The organism is Streptococcus sp. Z554, assembly GCF_053010305.1.
The window spans coordinates 297104-319757 of sequence record NZ_JBRKNV010000001.1 but is presented as its reverse complement, the minus strand read 5'-3'; the positions used below and the strand labels follow the sequence as shown (position 1 = coordinate 319757).

28 protein-coding genes are annotated in these 22654 nt (G+C 37.0%); 25 read left to right on the top strand and 3 right to left on the bottom strand.

Annotated features, from left to right (window positions below):
* Positions 1-120: 120 nt before the first annotated feature.
* The 13 genes from ACVC7R_RS01685 (at position 121) to ACVC7R_RS01625 (ending at position 12724) form a co-directional block, all read left to right on the top strand.
* Positions 121-705, top strand: coding sequence for a thymidine kinase (locus ACVC7R_RS01685; protein ID WP_447263254.1), 585 nt, complete (start codon positions 121-123; stop codon positions 703-705).
* A 2-nt stretch (positions 706-707) separates the two neighbouring features.
* On the top strand, positions 708-1787 hold the full coding sequence (gene prfA / locus ACVC7R_RS01680; protein ID WP_006148466.1) for a peptide chain release factor 1: 1080 nt from the start codon (positions 708-710) through the stop codon (positions 1785-1787).
* On the top strand, positions 1787-2623 hold the full coding sequence (gene prmC, locus ACVC7R_RS01675) for a peptide chain release factor N(5)-glutamine methyltransferase (RefSeq protein ID WP_447263253.1): 837 nt from the start codon (positions 1787-1789) through the stop codon (positions 2621-2623). The genes prfA and prmC overlap by 1 nt, the downstream gene beginning before the upstream one ends.
* Positions 2607-3209: an L-threonylcarbamoyladenylate synthase gene (locus tag ACVC7R_RS01670; protein WP_447263252.1), complete on the top strand. Its 603-nt coding sequence runs from the start codon at positions 2607-2609 to the stop codon at positions 3207-3209. Before prmC ends, ACVC7R_RS01670 begins: the two co-directional genes overlap by 17 nt.
* A 1-nt stretch (position 3210) precedes the next feature.
* The gene (locus ACVC7R_RS01665; RefSeq protein WP_447263251.1) at positions 3211-3657 is read left to right on the top strand and encodes a GNAT family N-acetyltransferase; all 447 of its coding nucleotides are present in this window, start codon (positions 3211-3213) and stop codon (positions 3655-3657) included.
* A complete protein-coding gene (glyA, locus tag ACVC7R_RS01660; RefSeq protein ID WP_447263250.1) occupies positions 3654-4910 on the top strand; it encodes a serine hydroxymethyltransferase in 1257 nt (418 codons plus the stop codon). The genes ACVC7R_RS01665 and glyA overlap by 4 nt, the downstream gene beginning before the upstream one ends.
* Positions 4911-4916: 6 nt before the next feature.
* On the top strand, positions 4917-5891 hold the full coding sequence (locus ACVC7R_RS01655; protein ID WP_447263249.1) for a nucleoid-associated protein: 975 nt from the start codon (positions 4917-4919) through the stop codon (positions 5889-5891).
* Complete coding sequence (locus ACVC7R_RS01650) at positions 5891-6493, top strand: lysozyme family protein (RefSeq protein ID WP_447263248.1); 603 nt, start codon at positions 5891-5893, stop codon at positions 6491-6493. Before ACVC7R_RS01655 ends, ACVC7R_RS01650 begins: the two co-directional genes overlap by 1 nt.
* A gap of 234 nt (positions 6494-6727) precedes the next feature.
* Complete coding sequence (locus ACVC7R_RS01645) at positions 6728-7702, top strand: DUF1002 domain-containing protein (protein ID WP_447263247.1); 975 nt, start codon at positions 6728-6730, stop codon at positions 7700-7702.
* A gap of 74 nt (positions 7703-7776) precedes the next feature.
* The gene (gene rlmD, locus ACVC7R_RS01640; protein ID WP_447263246.1) at positions 7777-9132 is read left to right on the top strand and encodes a 23S rRNA (uracil(1939)-C(5))-methyltransferase RlmD; all 1356 of its coding nucleotides are present in this window, start codon (positions 7777-7779) and stop codon (positions 9130-9132) included.
* A gap of 227 nt (positions 9133-9359) precedes the next feature.
* Entirely contained in the window at positions 9360-11063 is a 1704-nt protein-coding gene (locus ACVC7R_RS01635) for a hypothetical protein (protein WP_447263245.1), read from the top strand.
* A 194-nt stretch (positions 11064-11257) separates the two neighbouring features.
* Entirely contained in the window at positions 11258-11728 is a 471-nt protein-coding gene (locus ACVC7R_RS01630; protein WP_447263244.1) for a hypothetical protein, read from the top strand.
* Between the two features lie 141 nt (positions 11729-11869).
* Entirely contained in the window at positions 11870-12724 is an 855-nt protein-coding gene (locus ACVC7R_RS01625; protein WP_447263243.1) for an ADP-ribosylglycohydrolase family protein, read from the top strand.
* A 228-nt stretch (positions 12725-12952) separates the two neighbouring features.
* Here ACVC7R_RS01625 and ACVC7R_RS01620 read toward each other — a convergent pair whose 3' ends face one another.
* From ACVC7R_RS01620 to ACVC7R_RS01610, 3 genes are read right to left on the bottom strand one after another with little or no spacing between them, the layout of a single operon-like run.
* A complete protein-coding gene (locus ACVC7R_RS01620) occupies positions 12953-13669 on the bottom strand; it encodes an ABC transporter permease (protein ID WP_447263242.1) in 717 nt (238 codons plus the stop codon).
* A complete protein-coding gene (locus ACVC7R_RS01615) occupies positions 13666-14481 on the bottom strand; it encodes an ABC transporter ATP-binding protein (RefSeq protein ID WP_447263241.1) in 816 nt (271 codons plus the stop codon). Before ACVC7R_RS01615 ends, ACVC7R_RS01620 begins: the two co-directional genes overlap by 4 nt.
* Entirely contained in the window at positions 14478-15278 is an 801-nt protein-coding gene (locus ACVC7R_RS01610; RefSeq protein WP_447263240.1) for a MerR family transcriptional regulator, read from the bottom strand. Before ACVC7R_RS01610 ends, ACVC7R_RS01615 begins: the two co-directional genes overlap by 4 nt.
* Before the next feature lie 269 nt (positions 15279-15547).
* Here ACVC7R_RS01610 and ACVC7R_RS01605 point away from each other — a divergent pair, with 269 nt between their 5' ends.
* From ACVC7R_RS01605 to ACVC7R_RS01550, 12 genes are all read left to right on the top strand, one after another.
* Entirely contained in the window at positions 15548-16045 is a 498-nt protein-coding gene (locus ACVC7R_RS01605) for a hypothetical protein (RefSeq protein WP_447263239.1), read from the top strand.
* Between the two features lie 127 nt (positions 16046-16172).
* Positions 16173-16427 (top strand): hypothetical protein, encoded by a 255-nt coding sequence (locus ACVC7R_RS01600; protein ID WP_447263238.1) that lies wholly within the window; start codon positions 16173-16175, stop codon positions 16425-16427.
* 100 nt (positions 16428-16527) lie between these two features.
* Complete coding sequence (locus ACVC7R_RS01595) at positions 16528-17094, top strand: hypothetical protein (protein WP_447263237.1); 567 nt, start codon at positions 16528-16530, stop codon at positions 17092-17094.
* 105 nt (positions 17095-17199) lie between these two features.
* Entirely contained in the window at positions 17200-17442 is a 243-nt protein-coding gene (locus tag ACVC7R_RS01590) for a phosphohydrolase (protein WP_447263236.1), read from the top strand.
* A 99-nt stretch (positions 17443-17541) separates the two neighbouring features.
* Positions 17542-17967, top strand: coding sequence for a hypothetical protein (locus ACVC7R_RS01585; RefSeq protein ID WP_447263235.1), 426 nt, complete (start codon positions 17542-17544; stop codon positions 17965-17967).
* A 62-nt stretch (positions 17968-18029) separates the two neighbouring features.
* Positions 18030-18437: a hypothetical protein gene (locus tag ACVC7R_RS01580; RefSeq protein ID WP_447263234.1), complete on the top strand. Its 408-nt coding sequence runs from the start codon at positions 18030-18032 to the stop codon at positions 18435-18437.
* 268 nt (positions 18438-18705) lie between these two features.
* Positions 18706-19092 (top strand): hypothetical protein, encoded by a 387-nt coding sequence (locus tag ACVC7R_RS01575; RefSeq protein WP_447263233.1) that lies wholly within the window; start codon positions 18706-18708, stop codon positions 19090-19092.
* Between the two features lie 14 nt (positions 19093-19106).
* Positions 19107-20078: a DUF6892 domain-containing protein gene (locus ACVC7R_RS01570; protein ID WP_447263232.1), complete on the top strand. Its 972-nt coding sequence runs from the start codon at positions 19107-19109 to the stop codon at positions 20076-20078.
* 270 nt (positions 20079-20348) lie between these two features.
* A complete protein-coding gene (locus tag ACVC7R_RS01565; protein ID WP_447263231.1) occupies positions 20349-21230 on the top strand; it encodes a diacylglycerol/lipid kinase family protein in 882 nt (293 codons plus the stop codon).
* A gap of 28 nt (positions 21231-21258) precedes the next feature.
* Positions 21259-22137 (top strand): DUF4300 family protein, encoded by an 879-nt coding sequence (locus tag ACVC7R_RS01560; RefSeq protein ID WP_447263230.1) that lies wholly within the window; start codon positions 21259-21261, stop codon positions 22135-22137.
* A 13-nt stretch (positions 22138-22150) separates the two neighbouring features.
* On the top strand, positions 22151-22333 hold the full coding sequence (locus ACVC7R_RS01555; protein WP_447263229.1) for a hypothetical protein: 183 nt from the start codon (positions 22151-22153) through the stop codon (positions 22331-22333).
* Positions 22334-22337: 4 nt separating this feature from the next.
* Positions 22338-22649, top strand: a complete 312-nt coding sequence (locus ACVC7R_RS01550) for a hypothetical protein (protein WP_447263228.1) — start codon at positions 22338-22340, stop codon at positions 22647-22649.
* The last annotated feature ends 5 nt before the right edge of the window (positions 22650-22654 follow it).

The window sequence follows — 22654 nt, the reverse complement described above, 5'->3', positions numbered from 1 at the left end:
TAGCTTCCTCCACTAGTTTTTGATTTCTTCTATTTTACCACATTTTGCCGTTTAAAGCTTTTGGAAAATATGATATACTAGAATGTAGCAGAAAATTAGAAATGGACGTGAAATAGAAACATGGCACAGTTGTATTATCGTTATGGGACCATGAATTCAGGAAAGACCATCGAGATTCTCAAGGTAGCCTATAACTATGAGGAGCAAGGCAAAAGTGTTGTCATCATGACTTCAGCTCTGGATACACGTGATGGTGTTGGCTATGTTTCAAGTCGGATTGGGATGAAAAGACCAGCAGTTGCTATCGATGATACTACGGATATTTTTGGATTTATTCGAGATTTACCTGAAAAGCCCTACTGTGTTCTTGTCGATGAAGCCCAGTTTCTGAAACGTCATCATGTTTATGATTTAGCTCGTGTCGTCGATGAGTTAGACATACCTGTTATGGCATTTGGTTTGAAGAACGACTTTCGAAATGAACTTTTTGAAGGATCAAAACACCTCTTACTCTTAGCAGATAAGATTGATGAGATCAAAACCATCTGTCAGTATTGTAAGAAAAAGGCGACCATGGTGTTGCGTACACAGGATGGGCTGCCCGTTTATGATGGAGAACAAATCCAGATTGGTGGCAATGAAACCTATATCTCGGTATGCCGCAAACATTATTTTGCCCCTGAAATCAATAAGGAGAATCAGTAAGAATGAATATCTATGATCAACTACAAGCTGTAGAAGACCGTTATGAAGAGCTAGGAGAACTGCTCAGTGACCCAGATGTGGTCTCTGATACCAAGCGTTTCATGGAGCTTTCAAAAGAAGAAGCTTCGACTCGTGACACGGTAACAGCTTACCGAGAATACAAACAAGTACTCCAAAATATCGTCGATGCTGAAGAAATGATTAAAGAATCTGGCGGAGATGCGGACTTGGAAGAAATGGCCAAGCAGGAACTCAAAGATGCTAAGGCTGAAAAAGAAGAGTACGAAGAAAAATTGAAAATCTTGCTTCTTCCAAAGGATCCAAACGATGACAAGAACATCATCCTTGAAATCCGTGGGGCAGCTGGTGGAGACGAAGCAGCACTTTTTGCTGGAGACCTTCTAACCATGTATCAAAAGTATGCTGAAGCCCAAGGCTGGCGCTTTGAAGTCATGGAGGCTTCTATGAACGGTGTCGGTGGTTTCAAAGAAGTGGTTGCCATGGTGTCAGGTCAGTCTGTTTACTCTAAGCTTAAGTATGAGTCTGGTGCCCATCGTGTGCAACGTGTTCCTGTGACAGAGAGCCAAGGCCGTGTACATACCTCGACTGCGACTGTTCTCGTCATGCCTGAGGTAGAAGAAGTAGAATACGATATCGATCCAAAAGACCTTCGTGTTGATATCTACCACGCATCAGGTGCTGGCGGACAGAACGTCAATAAGGTTGCGACTGCCGTTCGTATCGTTCACTTGCCGACTAATATCAAGGTTGAGATGCAGGAAGAACGTACCCAGCAGAAGAATCGCGAAAAAGCCATGAAGATCATCCGTGCGCGTGTTGCTGACCACTTTGCACAGATTGCGCAAGATGAGCAAGATGCTGAGCGTAAGTCTACTATCGGTACTGGTGACCGTTCAGAACGTATCCGTACCTATAACTTCCCACAAAACCGTGTAACAGACCACCGTATCGGCTTGACTCTACAAAAACTTGATACAATTTTAGCTGGTAAATTGGATGAAGTTGTAGATGCCTTGGTTCTTTATGACCAAACACAAAAATTGGAAGAATTAAATAAATAATGAAATTAGCTCAAATGTTTAAAGATTTTGAGGAAAAGTTAATCGCAAAAGGAGAGGAAGCAGAAAGCCTCTCCTTTGTCTATCGTAGCCTGAAAAATCTCTCTTTTACAGACTTCGTTTTCGCTCTCCAACAAGAAGTCACAGAGGAAGAAAAAGAATTTGTGGAGGAAATTTACAAGAAATTAGCAGTACATATACCTGCCCAGTACATCATTGGTTCTGCTGAATTCTTTGGCATGCAGTTAAAGGTGGATGAGCGAGTCTTGATTCCTCGCCCAGAGACAGAAGAGTTGGTAGAAGTCATTTTGGCTGAAAATCCTGAAATGAATCTTTCAGTACTTGATATTGGGACAGGGAGCGGAGCGATTGCTCTTGCTCTAGCTAAAAATAGACCAGATTGGTCGGTTACGGCTACAGATATTTCTCAGGATGCTTTAGAACTAGCAGTGGAGAATGCTAAGGCTCAAAATCTAAATCTCTCATTTATCAAATCTGACTGTTTCTCCGAAATTTCTGCAAAATATGATATAATTGTATCCAATCCACCATACATTTCTCGTGAAGATCGAGAAGAAGTCGGTTTGAATGTTCTTCATTCAGAACCCCATCTGGCTCTCTTTGCAGATGAAGATGGTTTAGCGATTTATCGCAGAATCGCAAAAGATTCCAAGAACTATCTAAATGATGGTGGTAAGATTTATCTTGAAATTGGCTACAAACAAGGTCAAAGTGTTCCCGCTCTCTTCAGGCAACATTTTCCTGAAAAACGAGTTCGCACTCTGAAGGACCAATTTGGCCAAGATAGGATGGTTGTCATTGATGATGGAGAACATTAAGCAAGAGTTGGAACAAGGTAGAGCTGTAGTTTTGCCGACTGAAACAGTTTATGGCCTCTTTGCTAAAGCACTGGATGAAAAAGCTGTTGATCATGTCTACCAGCTTAAAGGTCGACCAAGAGACAAGGCGCTTAATCTCAATGTCGCAGGTCTAGAAGATATCTTGAACTTTTCTAAGAATCAGCCACCTTATTTACAAAAACTCGTTGAAAGTTTTTTGCCAGGCCCATTGACCATTATCCTAGAAGCTAATGACAAGGTTCCTGACTGGGTCAATTCAGGATTGATGACAGTGGGATTTCGGATGCCGAGTCATCCTGTAACTCTGGAGTTGATTCGTGAATTTGGCCCCCTAATCGGACCTTCTGCCAATATCTCAGGCCAATCAAGTGGAGTTAGCTTTAAAGAAATTTTAAAAGACTTCGGACAAGAGGTTCTGGGACTCGAAGATGATGCTTTTTTAACAGGTCAAGATTCGACTATTATAGACTTATCTGGTGACAAGGCGAAAATTCTACGCCAAGGTTCAATTACTCGAGAAGATATTCTTGCCAAGATACCAGCAATCCCTTTTAAGGAGGTATAATATGCTACGTGCTTTGAAAGAAACAGATGTTGAATCTATTTATGAGATTAACAAAGAGGCTTTAGGTTATGCTTTTAGCCCAGAGGAAACAGCTAGTCAGCTAGCGAAGTTGTCTCAAGATTCCCATCACTTCCTACTAGGTTTCGAGGGTTTAAGCAACCATGATCTCCTAGGTTATGTTCATGCTGAAGTCTACGAATCACTCTATTCACATGCAGGATTTAATATTTTGGCTTTAGCGGTCTTACCCCAAATGCAAGGTAAGGGAATCGGAAAAGCTTTACTCGAAGGATTAGAGAAAGAAGCAGAAAAACGTGACTATAAGTTTATACGTTTGAACTCTGCAGACCATCGTATTGGCGCTCATACTTTCTATGAAAAAGTTGGTTATACCTGCGATAAAATACAGAAACGATTTATTAAATTGATTAAAGGAGAAGGCCTATGATTTTTGACAAAGATGATTTTAAAACATATGACGCAGACCTTTGGAATGCCATTGCCAGAGAAGAAGAGCGCCAACAAAACAACATTGAATTGATCGCATCCGAAAATGTTGTATCTAAGGCTGTAATGGCTGCGCAAGGGTCTATTTTGACTAATAAATATGCTGAAGGATACCCAGGACGTCGTTATTATGGTGGAACTGATGTAGTAGATGTTATCGAAACTTTAGCAATTGAACGCGCTAAGGAAATCTTCGGAGCTAAATTTGCCAATGTACAACCCCACTCAGGAAGTCAGGCTAACTGTGCAGCATACATGGCATTGATTGAACCAGGTGACACAGTTATGGGGATGGATTTAGCTGCGGGTGGTCACTTGACCCACGGAGCTCCTGTCAGCTTCTCAGGTCAAACCTATAACTTTGTTTCTTATAGCGTTGATCCTGAAACAGAAGTCTTGGATTTTGATGCTATCTTGAAACAAGCCCAAGAAGTGCAACCAAAACTAATTGTTGCTGGAGCTTCAGCTTATTCGCAAATTATCGATTTTTCAAAATTCTGTGAAATCGCAGATGCTGTTGGTGCAAAACTCATGGTTGATATGGCTCATATTGCTGGTTTGGTGGCAGCTGGTCTTCATCCAAGTCCAGTTCCATATGCACATATCACAACGACAACGACCCACAAAACACTTCGAGGACCACGTGGTGGCTTGATATTGACTAACGATGAAGAACTTGCTAAGAAAATTAACTCAGCTATTTTCCCTGGTATTCAAGGTGGACCATTAGAGCATGTTATCGCTGCTAAGGCTGTTGCCTTCAAAGAAGTCTTGGATCCTGCTTTTAAAGAATATGCTGCTAATGTCATCAAGAACAGCAAGGCTATGGCAGATGTCTTCTTGCAAGATCCTGATTTCCGTATTATCTCTGGAGGTACTGAGAACCACCTTTTCCTAGTTGATGTAACCAAGGTTGTAGAGAACGGAAAAGTTGCTCAAAACCTACTTGATGAGGTTAACATTACCCTAAATAAAAACTCTATCCCTTACGAAACCTTGTCTCCATTCAAGACAAGTGGAATTCGTATCGGAGCGGCCGCAATAACTGCACGTGGTTTTGGTGAAAAAGAAAGCCGAAAAGTGGCAGAGCTCATCATTAAAGCACTCAAGAATGCAGATAATGAAGCTGTATTAGAAGAAGTAAGAAGTGCAGTCAAAGCTTTGACAGATGCCTTCCCATTATACGAGGACTAATATTTTATGGACATTTATATTAAGAAAGCCATTATCCATCAGTTCAGCCCTGATGATACAGAGTTGTTCTTAGCGGATAAGTTTCTCAATATCACTCCTAAAATCGAGGAATACTTGCGTAAAAAAGTGGAGCGCGTTTATTCGGATGATGCCAAAACTGGAATTTTCGAAGAAGATAATCCTTTTTTCAACAACATCACAGAAGATCTAATGGAAACATCTGTGACAATTGCCAATCTCTGGAAAGAGGAATTCTCTGTATCTGAAAATCAAAAGACAAATGACTTGGTCTTTGTCCAGTTTTCAAAAGAGGGAGTCGAACACTTTGCATTTCTACGAATTGCCTTGCGTGAAACCTTGATACACTTGGGTGGCGAGGTTGACAATCCGATTAAACTGACACAGAATAACTTACCTGGATTTGGAACTGGAGCAGATGAGGCCCTAGTTGTTAATCTTCAAAGTCGCAAGTACCACTTGATTGAAAAACGCATCAAGTATAATGGTGCCTTTTTGAACTACTTTTCCGAGAATCTTATTCAAGCACAACCAAAGATTTCACCTAAGAAATCCATTAAGGAACTAGAAAAAACGGCTCAAAAGATTGCCGAAACCTTTAACACAGATGATTTTCAATTTCAATCAAAGGTAAAATCGGCCATTTTCAACAATCTTGAAGAGAACAATGAGCTTTCTCCAGAAAAATTAGCCAATGATCTTTTTGACAATAATCTGACTGCTCGACTTAGCTTCATTGACCAGGTCAAAGAAGCAGTACCAGAGCCAGTACAGTTTGATGAGATTGATGCCAGTCGTCAGTTAAAGAGATTTGAGAATCAGAAACTTTCCTTGTCAAACGGGATTGAACTCATCGTACCAAACAATGTCTATCAAGATGCGGAATCAGTTGAGTTTATCCAAAACGATAATGGAACCTACTCTATCTTAATCAAAAATATCGAGGATATTCAAAATAAATAATGTTTAAATTTATACGAAGAATGCTGGTACTAGCAATCTTCCTTTTCGTTGGATATAAAGCTTATCTCATTCGTCAGGATGTCAAACAAGTCATGACCTACCAACCCATGGTTCGCGAAATCTTGAATGAAAGAGATACTCCAGCAAACGAAGAGCTTGTGCTCGCTATGATCTATACAGAAACTAAGGGTAAAGAAGGGGACGTGATGCAGTCAAGTGAATCTGCTAGCGGCTCTACTGATACCATAAATGATAATGCAAGTAGTATTCGTCAAGGGGTTCAAACCTTGACAGAAAATCTCTATCTAGCCCAGGAAAAAGGAGTGGATGTCTGGACAGCCATTCAAGCTTATAACTTCGGGCCTGCTTATATCGATTTTATCGCTCAAAATGGGAAAAAGAATACTCTTGCACTAGCTAAGCAATACTCCAGAGATACAGTTGCGCCGATATTAGGGAATACAACAGGGAAAACCTATCGCTACATCACCCCCATTTCTATCTTTCAGGGTGGAGAACTTTATGTGGATGGGGGAAACTATTATTACTCTAGACAGGTTCAACTAAATCTCTCTATCCTAAAAATTTTTAATCTATTTTAAGAGAGTGGGACAGAAATCGTTAATTCGTTAGAATTCGATTTGTTGTCCCACCTCCGCACAGTTGAGTAGGGCTATAAAAACTGATGAAATCAGCGTAGTAGAGCCCACTCAACCACTGCGTCTTGCTCGACAATCCAAAGACAATTGAGAGGCTAGGACTTTTGTCCCAGCCTCTTTTATAAGTTTTCTTTAAGGATACTTTAATATGCTAGAGTAGAAAAGGAGGAACGTCTCATGCGAAAGAAATTCTTTCTGACTAGCGCTGCAGTACTTTTAGCAGTTGCAACACTGCAAAGCGCCCAGGCAGCTACTGATGTTCAAAAAGTAATTGATGAAACTTATGTTCAACCTGAGTACGTCTTGGGTTCTTCACTAACAGAAGATCAAAAAAATCAAACACTGAAAAAACTTGGCTATGATGCCTCTAAAGATACTAAAGATTTGAAGACGATGACACCAGATGTCTACTCAAAGATTATGAATGTAGCCAACGATTCAAGTCTTCAACTTTATTCATCAGCAAAAATTCAAAAACTAGGTGAAAAGTCTCCACTTGAGGTAAAGATTGAAACACCTGAAAACATCACTAAAGTGACGCAAGATATGTACCGTAATGCGGCTGTTACCTTGGGTGTGGAGCACGCACGTATCACCGTTGCGGCACCAATCCCAGTTACTGGTGAAAGTGCCCTAGCAGGTATTTACTATTCTCTTGAGTCCAATGGTGTCCAACTTCCACAAGAAAATAAAGACTTGGCTCAGGAAGAGCTAAAAGCCTTATCAGATATCAATGATGAAAACAAGGACAAATCAGGCTATGATGCCAATAAACTGAACGTAGCCCTTGCTGATATCAAGGCTGCTATTGCTAAGGCTAAAGAGTCTAAGGGTGAACTTACAGAAGATGATGTTCGTAAGATTGTTGAGGATACTTTAAAGAACTATAAACTAGATCAGGTTATTACAGGTAATCAAGTGAATGTCATCATCAACTTCGCTTTCAATCTTTCAAAGAGCGATATTCTTAATAACGAAGACTTTACAAAGACGCTAAAAGATTTGAAACAAAGTATTGTTGCGCAAGCTGGTGATAGTTTCAACAATATCGACCTTAATTTTGATGCCAATAAAGCGATTCAAGACGGTGGAAATATCCTCAGCTCAATTTGGCAAGCCATCCTTGATTTCTTCAAGAGTTTTGGTGCTTAGGTCAATTCATGGTATAATAGATGGTAACAGGATTGTTGCCGTCTTTTTTTGTCGGCTCATAGAAAGTGAAACATATGTTAAAGAAAAATGATATTGTTGAAGTAGAGATTGTCGATTTGACACATGAAGGAGCGGGTGTTGCCAAGGTAGATGGCTTGGTCTTTTTTGTAGAGAATGCTCTTCCGACTGAGAAAATCCTTATGCGTATCCTTAAAGTCAATAAAAAGATTGGCTTTGGTAAAGTCGAGGAATACCTGACACAATCTCCACATCGTAATCAAGACTTAGATTTGGCTTACCTGCGTTCAGGTATTGCTGACTTGGGACATCTAGCTTATCCAGAGCAACTCAAGTTTAAAACCAAGCAAGTAAAAGACAGCCTTTATAAGATTGCAGGAATCACGGATATTGAGGTTGCTGATACACTTGGCATGGAACATCCTATTAAGTATCGTAACAAGGCTCAAGTTCCTGTTCGTCGTGTTAATGGTGTTCTGGAAACTGGCTTTTTCCGTAAGAATTCTCACGACCTCATGCCGCTTGAAGATTTTTATATCCAAGATCCAGTGATTGACCAAGTTATTGTAGCCTTAAGAGATTTGCTTCGTCGTTTCGACCTCAAGCCCTATGATGAGAAGGAACAGTCTGGCTTGATTCGTAACCTTGTAGTTCGTCGTGGTCATCATTCAGGGCAAATCATGGTTATTTTGGTGACAACTCGTCCTAAAATTTTTCGAGTTGAACAGTTGATTGAACAGCTGACCAAGCAATTTCCAGAGATTGTGTCTGTCATGCAAAATATCAATGACCAGAACACCAATGCCATTTTTGGGAAAGAATGGCGGGTTCTCTATGGTCAAGATTACATTACGGACAAAATGTTGGGAAATGATTTCCAAATATCGGGCCCAGCCTTTTACCAGGTCAATACCGAAATGGCAGAGAAACTCTATCAGATAGCCATTGACTTTGCGGAGTTAAGAGAAGACGATGTGGTGATCGATGCCTATTCAGGAATCGGGACCATTGGCTTATCTGTCGCTAAACATGTCAAGGAAGTTTATGGTGTCGAAGTTATCCCAGAAGCAGTAGAAAATAGCCAGAAGAATGCAAGCTTAAATGGCATTAGCAATGTCCACTATGTCTGTGACACAGCTGAAAATGCTATGAAGAATTGGCTCAAGAAAGGTATCCAACCAACCGCCATCTTGGTCGACCCACCACGCAAGGGCTTGACCGAAAGCTTTATCAAAGCAAGCGCTCAAACAGGAGCTGACCGCATTGCCTATATCTCCTGTAATGTCGCCACCATGGCGCGTGATATCAAACTCTATCAAGAATTAGGCTATGAATTGAAGGAAGTACAGCCGGTGGATTTGTTTCCTCAAACGCATCACGTCGAGTGTGTATCTTTGCTCGTAAAAAAGTAAAAAACTTGTAACGAAAAGGGTTAAGAAAAGCCTTGTAGGTAAGACCTTTTCTCGTTTAGTCGGGAAGTATTAAAGTAACCACAAGTACTTTTTACTAGGTTTGATAACTTATTTGAGATGGGTTCTATTTCCATAGACACTGTGGGGATGTTTTTGTTACCAAAGATAAGAAGTTAATGGGAATAAATGCGTCTCTCCATCATTACTTTAATAAAATGGAGAAGATAATGTGGACTAAAAGAATACATTATTTAACAGAAGTAAGTGAACTTTTGGATTATTTAAAAAAAGTAAATAATTTTACTGACTGTATCATTAGCTCTTTCAGTTTCAATAGTGAAAAGCAATTTTTATATCTAACAATTGAAGAGGATAAAACCTCAAGTGATTTTACAAACTCTTCTTCATTAGTTTGGGATTTAAAGTGTGAAGGTGTTAGTGATTTCCTCATGAAAGATATGGGCGGATTATCTAAATGGTGGCTTCATGCTCTATACTTTGAAGACAATTACCTTCATTTTCATCTGTTAGATGGCTATTTTTCATTTAAGGTAACTGATTACAAATTGGGTATTCCTTATAGCTCTAAAACTTCAATTGGGAATGATATTCAAAGATTACATATAGATTATCTACTTCAGGAATTTAAGGCTGGAAAGAATATAGACGAAACTTGCTTCTCGTTTGAAAGTGATCCTATAACAGAGTTTCGGTATATTGGTTATTCAGAACATAATCCCTTGCCATATTGGGCGGGTCTATGTGACTTACCTGATGGTAGAAGATTTCAGACTGCCGATGAACTTTTTGAAGCAAAAATTTATGATGGTAAATCTCTAAAAGAAAGGTGGGATGAAGTTACTATTTATAGTATCTATTCTTTGCCACTTGATGATTGGTTGAGTTGTTTACCACATTCCGTTGAGACAACTGTTTATGAACCAGAAGATGATTATGCTCTTTATATCAATGGTGTTGAACTTGAGGGTTTTATTGATGAAGATTCTATATGCAAGACATGTGGTGCTAATCAATGCTATTTGGACGATTATGATGAGTATTTTTGCCCCTATTGTAATATATGGATGTATAAAGATTTTTGGGATAGAGATGAATCACACTATTTTAAAAAAAGACCCCTAGAACCAGAGTTGTTATGGAAACCAAGTAAAGAATTGAATTTTTGTAATGTTCGATTCTTTCCAAGTGACAAAGAATATGTGTATTATTGTCCTGATGAGTCAATAGAGAAATATGATTGGATAGAAGTTCCTGTTGGGAAAAAATCTCATCTAAAAGAGGCACAAGTTACTGAAGTTTTCAAAAGACAAGCGAATAAACCGCCATTTCCTCTTGAAAAAATAAAAAAAGTAGAACGAAAATTATCTATTAGAAACGAAAAGATTTTAGAAACGCAAAATAGTCTATTAAGTGAAGGTGTTATCTGCGATTTATCAGGAGCTAAAGATGGAGTAAATTCCAAGCAAGCTTATGATATCCTTAAAACACCAATCGGAAACTTTTGGTTAGAGCTTAATGGTTCCCCCATAAAAATTTCCATTGGTTCACATTATCCAAATAATGATGATGAATACTATGTGGAGGCTTCTTATTACATAAAACCTCTCAATCCAGATTTTGAAAAGTTTAAATCGTTGACAATCTGCTCAGATATTGATTTAAGAAGTGCAAGATTAATAGATAATTTAGGAGGTGAACATAAAGAGGGTTATAATTGGCAAATAGATAATATTGATCTAGGTATTGTGGCTCATCCATATTCTTATCTAGAACAGGAAGTCTCTGAAACTCCAGTTGGACTTCCATACTATGTGGAATGGATTGAAAAATATAAAGAACTTTATGGATTTACAGTTGCTTGGAAGTATTTTGTATCTGATGATGATTTGTCAGTTTGGTTTAATACATAACAATTTTTATTAAGTTAAGTATGTGATATTACTCGTGTGATCTTAGTTAGTCAATAATAAAATAAAGTGTATTAAGAAGAAGTTGTAATTTCAGAAGTTGGTCATACTTGATAAATATTATGTACCTTTAGAAAGTTTGAAAGATTTGCAGGAAAAAATTTTACAGTGTAGATAGCTAGATGTGGAGATAAAAGATGATTTGGACTAAGGAATATTTTTCAAAAATTGAATTTATTATTTATTGTGGTTGTGAAATTATTGGGTATTTTAAGTGTAATCTTATGAACTCTGAATTATCTTACCAAGAGTCTGGGGTTACTGGAAGACTCTCTTTTGAACATAGTCAGAAACTGTCAGAAAAATACTTGTCCAAACTAATGAACTATACACGTCTTATTGATTTTGAACAATATAGAGTGGGAAAGAATTCAAATAAGATGGATAAAGTTATTGGTTATAGAGATTCATTCTCGATAACTTTTAAGGGCTATAGTCAAGATGGACAGCCCTTGCTGATTTATAAGATGGACTATGTATACAAGGATTGGTACAATAGACCAATTGATAAACTATACAATTTTATTAGTGATACTTATTTTTCAGACTTTCAAAATAATAGTAGTTTTATTGCTCAAGGTCTGATGGCTGGTGTACTTCCATTTTAAGTGTAATAGAAAGTGGAATCAAATAAGTCATTGAACTTTATTTCTATTAGATAGAAAATTATAAATAGTCCAAACTTCGTTAATAGAAAATTTTTAAACTATAGTTGAAAGTCTCACACGTATTACACAAGGAGGAATCTGATGCTAGGAGCAATAGTTGGAGACATTGTTGGGTCAGTATATGAATGGGACAACATTAAAACGAAAGACTTTCCCTTATTTAGGGATGACTGCTTTTTCACAGATGATACTGTTATGACTTGCGCAGTTGCAGAAGCAATCATGAATGGCGGTCAGAAAGATGACTTCATTGATGCCATGAAGAAGTACGGTAGGATGTATCCTGATGCAGGTTACGGTGCTAGATTTGGTAATTGGATTGATGGCGACGATCGAGAACCTTATAATAGCTTTGGCAATGGCTCAGCCATGCGAGTTTCTCCATGTGCCTGGGCCATGGATTGTAGTTTCTGTGCACGAACGGGAGCCTGGCCGTCCAGAAGAGCTCTTGCACGACTTTCTGCAGAAGTGACTCATAACCATCCAGAGGGGGTCAAAGGAGCTATGGCGACGTCTGATGCAATCTTTATGTGTCGGTATTATTTTGGAGGTTACAGTGGCGACTACGGAAAACCGATCAACGACAACCCTGCGGAGTGTAAGAGGCTTATCAAGGAACACATAGAGCAAGAGTATGGCTATAATCTTTCTCAATCACTAGATGAAATTCGTCCACATTATCGTTTCAATGAAACCTGTCAGGATACGGTGCCTCAAGCCATCATTGCATTTCTTGAAAGTACAGATTTTGAAGATGCAATTCGAAATGCCATCTCTCTTGGCGGTGATAGTGATACTCTTGCTGCCATCACAGGAAGTATCGCAGAGGCAGCTTACGGAATTCCTGAGTGGATTAAGGACAAGGCCTATACCTATCTAGATGAGACTTTAAAAGATGTGCTCAGACGATGGGAGGAAGAAGTTTCAATATCATAACAGATACTAACTAGTCAATATCCAACTCTGAAGATAAGATTAAGGAAATCGAGCAAATACTAGGGTAAAGAGTTATCACCTTGTGAGAAGAAAAGGAAGAAACTAACTTAACCAATTCATGAGCTTGACCACTGAAATACAGCAAATCGACGAGATAACAAATAAATCTCGTCGATTTTTACTATTAAATTAATGGCGTAATTAATCCATTTTGCTTTATTCAACTACTTACTCAGACTTTTGCTTATTCAGTAGTAAGATACCTATCATTACTGCTATACAAGATAGCAGAATCAAGTACCATAGATTTTCAAGCCGAAGCCCTTTATCTAACATCAAACGGTATCCCCAATAAGCGGGAAAAACATGGCCTATTACTTGAAGAAAATCAGGTAGCAAACTAATTGGAAACATAATCCCCGAAAGCATAATTGAAGGTAAAAATACAAGTTGAGCTAACATGGTCAGCTTTGCCTGATTTTTTAAAGTTAGTCCAAGAATACTTCCAATACTCAATGACACAATGATATAGATGGTGAGTGAAAGTAAGAAAAACGGAAGTTGAGTCGGTAGACTTGCTTTAAATAAAATAGGGGCAAGTAGCAGGATCACAATGCAGGTCATCATCAAATGGACAAAGGCCGAGAGAACCATGGTTACCAATCCTAAATAAATAGGCACACCATTTGCATTATAGATTTTTTTAATGTCGCTTCCATAAATTTCAACCAATGAAGGTGGCAAGCCAAGAAAGGCGCCCATTGAAACACTCATGACTATCATAGACTGTATGAGTGTGCTTCCCATTCCAGGCATAACGGAAGTAAAAATACCACCCATGATAAGAAAGAAAACAAGCGGTACAATATAGAAAGTAACCAAGAGAGATTTGCTTCGTATATCTAATTTCCACTGTAATGTTAGGCTATATAAAAAACCATTCATTTTGTTTCCCTCCTTGCCATTTTGATGAAATGCTCTTCCAAGTTGCCACGATCTACCTTAATATCCAACACATGAATTTTTTTCTCTTTTAATTCTGTTAGTAATGAAATTAGACTGTCCTCGATATTATCCGATTCATAAGACTTGATACCTTCAGGGGTCTTGATTTGAATAAAATATTTTCTACCTACCTTATCTGTCAGTTCTGAAGGAGTTCCACAGAAAACAATCTTTCCCCTATTCAAAATTGCAATACGATTACATAAAGTTTCTACCTCTGCCATATCGTGACTTGCCAAGACGATTGTCTTTCCCTGTGATTTGAGCTTTCGGATTTGTTCGTGGAGGGATAATCTTCCTTCAACATCAAGTCCCGCTGTCGGTTCGTCAAGAAAAATAATATCCGGATTATCTATGAGCGCTAGAGCAAGATGTAAACGTCTTTTTTGGCCTGTGGATAATTGACTGTATTGCAATTTTTCAAGTTCTTTTATTCCAAGACTGTCAAGTATGGTACCATCAATTATTGAATTGTTCCATTTCGCAAAGAGCTTTATCGCTTCCATAGGTTTGATATGGGCTGGCAAAGAAGATGACTGTAATTGAATTCCCATTTTGCCGTTTACAACAATAGTACCTCCATCATATTTTCTCAGACCTTCGATACATTCAAGTGTTGTTGTTTTCCCAGCTCCATTCGCACCGAGCAAAGCGAAAATTTCTCCTTTTACGATTTGAAAATTAAGACCTTTTAAGATCTTATGACAGCCGTAATTTTTAATTAGTTCACGAACCTCTATTGCGTTTTTCATGGTTTCACCTCCTCAAAGGGATTGGTTCCAAGTCTTGAAAAATAAACTTGCAAAGCTGGTTCTAAATAATCATTAACGATCTTTTGTTTTTCTTCCCAAGCGTTAGTGGCGGTATCAATATTACCGACTTCCATCAACTTCGGAAGCATAGTCATATCTCCATTTGTAAACTCCATGATCAAGCTCCAGTATTCTTGTACAACTTGTTGGCATTTTTCGCTTTCAGCTGGCACCTTTTCTTTTTGGAGTAGCATAATCTCATCACTTAGGCGATTAAATCTGTCCATAAAGTCTACTCCGCTTTTCTTGTCAAATCGACCGCGTATGTGGTCCAGCGTATCATCATCAAAACGTTTAATCAGAGAGTAAGATTCATTCTTCATTTGTAAATTGACAATAATATCTGCATACTTCTTAAAGTCAACTGTCTGTATTTGTAAAACTTCAACTTTTAACTGCTCTATTTCTGACAATGATGCCTGAAGCTGTTCTATTTTTTGGCGAATATCATCTGCTTGTTCTGTAAGAGCATTTGCAACTTCAGCTGGAGTTTTCAAAGAGTTCAAACGTCCCTTTATGTCCTTAAGAGAAAAACCAAGTGATTTCAAGGATATAATCTGATGAAGCATAACTAGATCTTTATCGGTATAAAGCCTACGTCCTCCCTCACTTTCTGCAGACGGGGAAAGCAATTCTTCTTTATCGTAGTATTGTAGAGTTCGGACTGTAACTCCCATTTTCTTGGCAACTTCCCCAACTGTCATAAACCCTTCTGGGATTGCTCTGAGTTTTGCCATCATTCTCACCTCCTAATATATATTATACATCATGACGTAAGGTCATGAGCAAGCGCTTTATAAAAATTATTGATAAAAGATTTATTCTAGTGTTCTCGTTTACTTAATATAAATAAAAATGCTTCTGAAAAGAGCTATTTAAAAGTGACAAAAAGGAGTTGAAAGAGAAGAACCAAAACAATTACTTGCATTTAGTATATCTTTTTGCTTTGTTCAATGATTGGTGCTATAATGTAGTTAAAAAGTAAAGAAAATATAGGAGATATATGATGAACTCAACTTATATTATTGTATTTTTTCTTGTCCTTTGGCTCTTGCTTTTTGTTGGATTTATGATTGTATATAACAATAGAAAGAAAAAAGCTGTTAGCTTTGTTAGTGATAATAATGATAAAGCTATTGTTCATTTATACTGTTCAAAAGCTAAAATTAATGGACGGAATCTTGCTGACTTTAATCCAATAACTGGAGAAAACCTAGAAAGGGTAGTTGCTTTAGTTCCAGGGAGATATACAATCGAGGGCGTTTATAAAACGACTGAGACTCGATTGAACAAAACAATCAATATCAAATCAGAAAATATCAGTATGGATCTTGACTTGGAGGCTGGAAACACCTATTCAATAGCTATGTACCTATACTATCCTGAAGAAAGACAAGAGTATGAGAATGGCAAAACTGATGAAGTTGTTTTGAGTGTTCCGTTAACTATTGTCGTGGGTAGTGATTTCATCAAAGCATACATTATTTGCTACAAAGAAAAATGATTATCTAAGAGGCTGGGCTTAAGTTTGTTACTGGCCTCTTTTCATAAAATTAAGTCAAGCTATGTTCAGCATCATTTTGTTAAGTAGACTTGCCAATCAATCTGAATTTATGGGGGAGATAAATGTTATGAAAAAGAGTACCCATAATCTATTAACTATGATTCCTATATATGGAATTTTATTAAAACAATCGAGTAAAGGTGAGATGAGGCTATGCAGTCCATTCCTTCAAAATTTGGCGGAAGAAGGGATTAGACCAATTGAAATTTATGAACTTCTAGAAGAGAAATATCCAGGTGAAGTGGTAACAAGAGATCGTTCTTATGAAGGTTATAATAAAATACTTAAATTAAAGTTTAAGCAGGAGATTGACAAAATTTAATGTCTTACTTTTATTTTTCAACAGTAGTACCACCTGAGAATGAGTAATAACGTAAAAATGATCAGAATTAATAGAAACAGTTAAGATTTGAGGATGATAGATGGTTATATTGGAATTGTACCAAAATGATTTTTCTAAAGATTTAGTCGTGTTTGATTCTTTAGAGGAGGGGAAAGCCTTTGTAGCTCAAATCCCTGGATATACTTTAGAAATAGAAGACGGGTTTGAAATGGAGTATTTTAATCCAAAAAATCTACCGGATTATATGGAAATTGTCTTCAATGGAAATATTGTCCCTTTATCTAGATTTTCGTTTGAACCCGAAGAAAATGTGGACATTATTTGGAAAGTAATTTCGAATCTGTCCCTTAAAAATGATAAAGTAATCGAAGGCGCTACAAAAATCGATGCCTATGTCGTTAACAACGATGAAGTGAAAGCCTATGTCAAAGCCAGAGAAGCAAACTTCCGCAAGGCAAAAGCATTCTTAGAAAGCAAAGGATATGAAGTCGACAGAAGCTTTTTCGGAAGTGAAGACGGCGAAGCGATTGTCTACAGAAAAAAAGGCGTCCAAGATTGGCACTTCTTATGCCACTTAGACCCGCTGTTTGTAGAGATTGAAGATGTAGAAGGATATATTAAAGAAGCGATGGAGGATATGCAATAGTCACTCAAATTTCCTTTTGAGTGTATGCCACTGCTTGCGTAGACGGCTTGAACAGTAAAGGGAAACATCTAGCCCTATCTAGCTTCTTAAGGAGAAATATCTATCATGAAAATGGAAATCGGGAAAACCTATCTTGTAAAAAAAGATATTTTTGGTTTAAAAAAAGATGATCTTTGGACCTTAGTTGACAAGGGTTATCAGGCTTATTTTGGTGAACATAATTTCGTATTTGTCAATGATGAGAAAGTGAAGGTATTTGCAGTTTTGCAAGATGGTTCAGAAGAAGATATGCGAATCTACCATCATCTGGATGACTATCTTGAAGAAGTCGCTCATGAGAATTTCTGAAGAAGGTGAGCTGCAAATTGAAAATGCTTGCTTTTAAAAAGTTTACTGAAATACTTTTGTGGGAAATCATAATTTTTAATATATTTAGTGAGAAAGATAATGGGTAAAGAATTTTATATGACACCAAATTCTGAAGAAAGCAATATTGTCCTGAAACAGGCTTTGAAAGAACTAATCGAAGATATGTACGAAAAAAATATAATATCAGGTTTGTTAGATGATGATATAGATAGTCAATCCTTTGAGGATCTTGTTCTTTCTTTAAGGGATAAACTTAAAGAATGCTATCCTAAAACTAAGCTCAAACGAATGATGAAGAGCATCCATTATGCGAATGGTTTTGAAGATAAATCTTTAAAAGAAAGTGCTTTTCTCTTGGATGAGATTGAACAGTATCTTAGTAGCAATCGCTTTCTTGATCATGATCAAGCGGTCAAGTATTTTAATGACAGAATTACTGCTGATGGCTTTGAAATCAATCCCCAATCTCTGGTTTTAATCATGATTGAAAGTTTGCATAGCTGAGAGAAGCTGTATAGGATATTGAGAAAATATGCGTAATGATAATAAAAGAGAAAGGTATAGCTATGTCTTATGATTTAGTAGTATTTGAGAAATCAATCGCACCAGCTAGTAAAGCTGAATTTTTAGATTGGTATGAGGAGCAAGTGGAGTGGAAGGAAGACCACGATTATGATTCAATTGAAGTTAGTTCAAGCAAACTAAAAAGTTGGTTTCTGGACATGATAAAACTATTTCCTCCTATGAATGGTGACTTTGATATGGATGATGCTTTAGAGAATGACCAAGAGCTGGAAAGTCGTTTTACTGACTATAGTATTGGTAAGAATCTTATCTATGCAGGATTTGCATGGTCACAAGCCGAAACAGCCTATAATACAATGCTCATGTTAGCCTTAAAACATGATGTGGGATTTTTTGATGTCAGTGGTACTGGGGCAATTATCCTATCTGAAACTATCAAGTTAGATTAAAAGATGAGCCAGGTTAGTTCTTAGGAGATTTTATGATTTCCATAGCTTCCTAGCATATGTATTTAATAACCCTTTTACAGGGAATTAATTTTGAGATAGACCTCCTTACAGAGGCAAGACCGATTATAAAAAAACTAGACTGAAACCAAGGTGAAAACCGTCTGGTTCAGTCTTTTTTTCTGTTAATGTAGTATAATGAGGGTATAGGAATTCTATTTTTTAATAGGATTTTTCCAAGAACGAAAATTCATCTAGAAAGAGGAAAAATATGAAACAATCACTTGAATTTTTAAGAGAAAGAATCACTGATAAGATGTCATTGGAGGATATGGTCGCAATCTTTGAAGACTTGTGTCGTGAGCCAATTGATGATGAAATGATTTTGTTTGAAGTAGGGACATTTACAAGCATATCTGATAAGCCATTGTTTCAACTATCCTTAGTAAGGCAAGTCCCTAATGAGGATGAAGAGTTTTATCAAGTTCACCTTGATATTTTCTATGAAGCTAGTCAAGATAATCAAATCTTTAGTGAATCGACCTGGGATGAAGATTTAGAGGAAAATATTTTTGACTACATTAGAAATTCAGAAGTATTTGCCTATGCAAAAGATCAGAAATACCAAGCGGTCAAGATTTATCTGGAAGAAACTTAAGAAAAGGTAGTAATATGTTTAAATTTTTTAAGAAAGCAACACACAAAAAACTTGAAATCAATCTCCACAACAATTCAATGATTATTAACGGAACCAGTTTATCTTTTCCTTTGTCCTTGAAAGATATTGAAGCTGTATTGGGGAAGCCTGATCAGATTGCCAAAAGAGATAATAAGTTTATTAAATACATTTATGACAATATTGGTATTGTATTTGAACATTCTTTCTCGATTAAAAATCATTTAAAAAAATCTAAAACATACATTGATGAGGAACATTTGATTTCTACAGTTTTTCTCTACTATGGCGATGTTGTAAAATCTATGACCGGAGAGAAAGAATTGCCAAAGCAGCCATGTCAAGCTGTGGTATTATCAGATGGAAAATCTCCTTATTTCTTTTCTGATAGGCATAGAGTAGGGGATTTTAACCTTATTTTATGGACTCCTTATGGTACTAATTTTAATGGAATTACAGAGACTATCACAGACACACTTTCTATTTCCTTCTTTCCAGAGATAAAACGTGAACGGGAAAGTTACAAGTTAAATACAACTGATGAAGAAGTGCTTCACTTTGACAATATAACTTTTAAACTAGCCATTATCCAGGTTTTGATGTATGATTTAGAGGTTTTGAAACCTGTTTTTAATATTTTTGACTTTGCAGAGGAAGTCAGTGAGTCGAATATCGACACAGAAAGTATGGAGATTATTCAGCCAGCACTTGATTATTTGATAAATCTTCCTATACCTAAGAAATATGCTGAACAAGTTCAAGAAATCGATATGGATGGAGGTAACGAGATTTATATGAATCTGATACCTCAGTGGGACGGTGAAGATGATAGTTTCGATCTAAATAAAGTTAGTCTTAAAGAACTGCAACAGTTTCCAAATCTGAAGAAAGCGACAATTATGACTAGTAATTTTGAACAAGTTAAGGATATTTTTAAGAGTCAAGGAATAAAAGTAGAACTACTATAAACGTCCTTTTTAACTAGATTTAATAAGTTCTCTCAAGACGGGGTGTCAAAGGATACTAGTAGCAAGCATTCTATTCTTGATGATTTTTAACATTGAAAACTTAAGAACTTTAAGAATTAATATTAAAGCAATATTAGGTAAGAGATCAATCTATTTAAACTCAGGACCTTCAATTTTTAGTTTTAAGAAATTAGTTATATAATGGCATAGTATTAAAAAAGCTATATTGAAGCTTAATTTTTTATAGTTAGGTCGTAAGGAGAATGATATATGAATAAAATAATGGTGATTATTAATCCAACATCTGGTGGCGAAAAAGCCTTGGATTATAAAGTCAAACTCGAGAATAAAGCTTTAGAACATTTTGAGCATGTTGAGACCAGAATCACTGAGAAAGCTCTTGATGCGACAAACTTTGCAGCAGAAGCTTCTCGTGAACGATATGATGCTGTTCTTGTTTTTGGTGGGGATGGGACTGTCAATGAAGTTATCTCTGGTATCGCTGAAAAAGACTACATTCCCAAACTTGCGATTATCCCAGGAGGAACTGGGAATCTTATTACCAAACTATTAGAAATCAATCAGGATATTGATGGAGCCATTGACGAGCTTGATTTTAGTTCTACGAATAAGATCGACATTGGCAAATCTAACGGAAATTATTTTGGTTATATTTTTAGTATTGGTTCACTGCCAGAAGCCATCCATAATGTTGGGATAGAAGATAAAACAAAGTTTGGTATGTTCGCCTATGCGATTAACACCATGAAGTCTGTCGTTACAGATCAAGCGTTCAACATTAGAGTTGAGACAGAAAATGGAAATTATATTGGCCCTGCCAGTCATGTCTTGATTCTCCTTACAAATTATTTCGCTGACAAAAAAATCTTTGATGAAGACAAGGATGGTTATGCTAATATTTTGATTTTAAAAGATGCCTCAATCCTTACTAAATTGTCAGTTATCCCTGATTTATTAAAAGGTGATGTTGTAGAAAATGATCACATCGAGTACATAAAAGCTCGCCACATAAAAATTTCATCAGATGCTGCATTAGAAACGGATGTTGATGGTGACAAATCTGATGACCTACCAGTAGAAATCAAAGTGCTAGGGCAGCATATCGAAGTCTATTCTCAACCGAGAGAATAAGATTTTTAAACTTTACAAAGGAAAACCTATGAAAATAAAAAAATTAGCATCTATTGGGCTTAGCTCAATGCTTCTTTTAAGCTTAATGGCATGTAGTCAAGTTCAAAAGACATCTAATGGAACTACTGAAACTTCAGCCAGTCAATCACAGTCCAATCAGGTTTCTTGGAAAGCCACTTATAGCAATTTGAACAGTAAACCTAGTGAAGAAGAAGTTCGAAAAGCCTTGGCAGCATATTTAGATAAAGATAGTGTCAATGCATTTTTCAACCTTGTAAATGATTATAACGCCACTGTTGGTTCAGTAGGTTTAACTGGAGATTTTTCTACATTTACCAAAACAAACTATGATGTTGAAAAGATAAGCAATCTATGGACACCCAAAAAAGGTGATTTTGTTGGTACCAACTGCCGTATTAACAGTTATTGTTTATTGAAAAATTCTATCGAAATCCCTAAGTTAGAGAAAGATGATTCCCTCTTGTTTGTCGATAATGATGCCATTGATAAAGGAAAGGTCTTTGGTGCAGAAGACAAGGATGCTTTTGATATTTTATTCTCAAGAGTCAAGACCGAAGCAACGACAGATGTCAAAGTTCATGCTGCAAAGATGGAACAATTTCTTTCTCAATTCAAGTTTAATGAAAATGCAAGGATGCTCTCCGTAGTAGTCCATGATGACTTGGATGGGCAATCCCTCTTTATTGGCCATGTCGGCATACTTGTGCCGAGCGAGGACGGCTATCTCTTTGTTGAAAAGTTAACCTTTGAGGAGCCTTATCAAGCCATCAAATTTGCGACCAAGGAAGATTGTTACAAATATCTAGATACAAAATACGAAAACTATACAGGTGAAGGTTTAGCGAAGCCATTTATTATGGATAATGATAAGTGGGTTCAATTTTAAGGGAGTAGACATTATGGATGTATTGTTTGGACTGATAGTCTTATTCCTAATAGGGGTATGGGCTGTTTGGGTTATCAAAGGAAACCAGCAGAGACCAAGAAATAATGAACGATTTATTGGTTATATCAATCGATACGATGAAGATGGAGATCCTTACCAAGCAGAGGTTTGGGAAGTCACTGAAGATGAGGAGTAGACATATGGAATTACAAGATTTTATGAAACAAGAACAAGAAATGATTAAAAAGGGCTTAACTTTCTCTAAGCTTAACGATAAGGAAACTGCCGATAAGATTATCGCTTTAATTCCTCAAGATATGATTAAACGAATTCCATTTTTTGTTAGAAAACATGCGATTACACGCACGATTAAGAGGATCTCTCTTGAGTATCCGGAATTGTACGCTGTTGCTGAACAAGAAGGCCAGCTGCCAGAAAAAGAAGCTCAAGAATTACGCCAAATTCTTACAGACATTTTCCAAGAGAAAATGAAAAAGCATAAGATCAAGTAGGAGAG

Coding starts and splice junctions, on each gene's coding strand:
- ACVC7R_RS01685 (WP_447263254.1), top strand. CDS start 121: ATGGCACAGTTGTATTATCGTTATGGGACCATGAATTCAGGAAAGACC.
- prfA (WP_006148466.1), top strand. CDS start 708: ATGAATATCTATGATCAACTACAAGCTGTAGAAGACCGTTATGAAGAG.
- prmC (WP_447263253.1), top strand. CDS start 1,787: ATGAAATTAGCTCAAATGTTTAAAGATTTTGAGGAAAAGTTAATCGCA.
- ACVC7R_RS01670 (WP_447263252.1), top strand. CDS start 2,607: ATGATGGAGAACATTAAGCAAGAGTTGGAACAAGGTAGAGCTGTAGTT.
- ACVC7R_RS01665 (WP_447263251.1), top strand. CDS start 3,211: ATGCTACGTGCTTTGAAAGAAACAGATGTTGAATCTATTTATGAGATT.
- glyA (WP_447263250.1), top strand. CDS start 3,654: ATGATTTTTGACAAAGATGATTTTAAAACATATGACGCAGACCTTTGG.
- ACVC7R_RS01655 (WP_447263249.1), top strand. CDS start 4,917: ATGGACATTTATATTAAGAAAGCCATTATCCATCAGTTCAGCCCTGAT.
- ACVC7R_RS01650 (WP_447263248.1), top strand. CDS start 5,891: ATGTTTAAATTTATACGAAGAATGCTGGTACTAGCAATCTTCCTTTTC.
- ACVC7R_RS01645 (WP_447263247.1), top strand. CDS start 6,728: ATGCGAAAGAAATTCTTTCTGACTAGCGCTGCAGTACTTTTAGCAGTT.
- rlmD (WP_447263246.1), top strand. CDS start 7,777: ATGTTAAAGAAAAATGATATTGTTGAAGTAGAGATTGTCGATTTGACA.
- ACVC7R_RS01635 (WP_447263245.1), top strand. CDS start 9,360: ATGTGGACTAAAAGAATACATTATTTAACAGAAGTAAGTGAACTTTTG.
- ACVC7R_RS01630 (WP_447263244.1), top strand. CDS start 11,258: ATGATTTGGACTAAGGAATATTTTTCAAAAATTGAATTTATTATTTAT.
- ACVC7R_RS01625 (WP_447263243.1), top strand. CDS start 11,870: ATGCTAGGAGCAATAGTTGGAGACATTGTTGGGTCAGTATATGAATGG.
- ACVC7R_RS01620 (WP_447263242.1), bottom strand. CDS start 13,669: ATGAATGGTTTTTTATATAGCCTAACATTACAGTGGAAATTAGATATA.
- ACVC7R_RS01615 (WP_447263241.1), bottom strand. CDS start 14,481: ATGAAAAACGCAATAGAGGTTCGTGAACTAATTAAAAATTACGGCTGT.
- ACVC7R_RS01610 (WP_447263240.1), bottom strand. CDS start 15,278: ATGGCAAAACTCAGAGCAATCCCAGAAGGGTTTATGACAGTTGGGGAA.
- ACVC7R_RS01605 (WP_447263239.1), top strand. CDS start 15,548: ATGAACTCAACTTATATTATTGTATTTTTTCTTGTCCTTTGGCTCTTG.
- ACVC7R_RS01600 (WP_447263238.1), top strand. CDS start 16,173: ATGAAAAAGAGTACCCATAATCTATTAACTATGATTCCTATATATGGA.
- ACVC7R_RS01595 (WP_447263237.1), top strand. CDS start 16,528: ATGGTTATATTGGAATTGTACCAAAATGATTTTTCTAAAGATTTAGTC.
- ACVC7R_RS01590 (WP_447263236.1), top strand. CDS start 17,200: ATGAAAATGGAAATCGGGAAAACCTATCTTGTAAAAAAAGATATTTTT.
- ACVC7R_RS01585 (WP_447263235.1), top strand. CDS start 17,542: ATGGGTAAAGAATTTTATATGACACCAAATTCTGAAGAAAGCAATATT.
- ACVC7R_RS01580 (WP_447263234.1), top strand. CDS start 18,030: ATGTCTTATGATTTAGTAGTATTTGAGAAATCAATCGCACCAGCTAGT.
- ACVC7R_RS01575 (WP_447263233.1), top strand. CDS start 18,706: ATGAAACAATCACTTGAATTTTTAAGAGAAAGAATCACTGATAAGATG.
- ACVC7R_RS01570 (WP_447263232.1), top strand. CDS start 19,107: ATGTTTAAATTTTTTAAGAAAGCAACACACAAAAAACTTGAAATCAAT.
- ACVC7R_RS01565 (WP_447263231.1), top strand. CDS start 20,349: ATGAATAAAATAATGGTGATTATTAATCCAACATCTGGTGGCGAAAAA.
- ACVC7R_RS01560 (WP_447263230.1), top strand. CDS start 21,259: ATGAAAATAAAAAAATTAGCATCTATTGGGCTTAGCTCAATGCTTCTT.
- ACVC7R_RS01555 (WP_447263229.1), top strand. CDS start 22,151: ATGGATGTATTGTTTGGACTGATAGTCTTATTCCTAATAGGGGTATGG.
- ACVC7R_RS01550 (WP_447263228.1), top strand. CDS start 22,338: ATGGAATTACAAGATTTTATGAAACAAGAACAAGAAATGATTAAAAAG.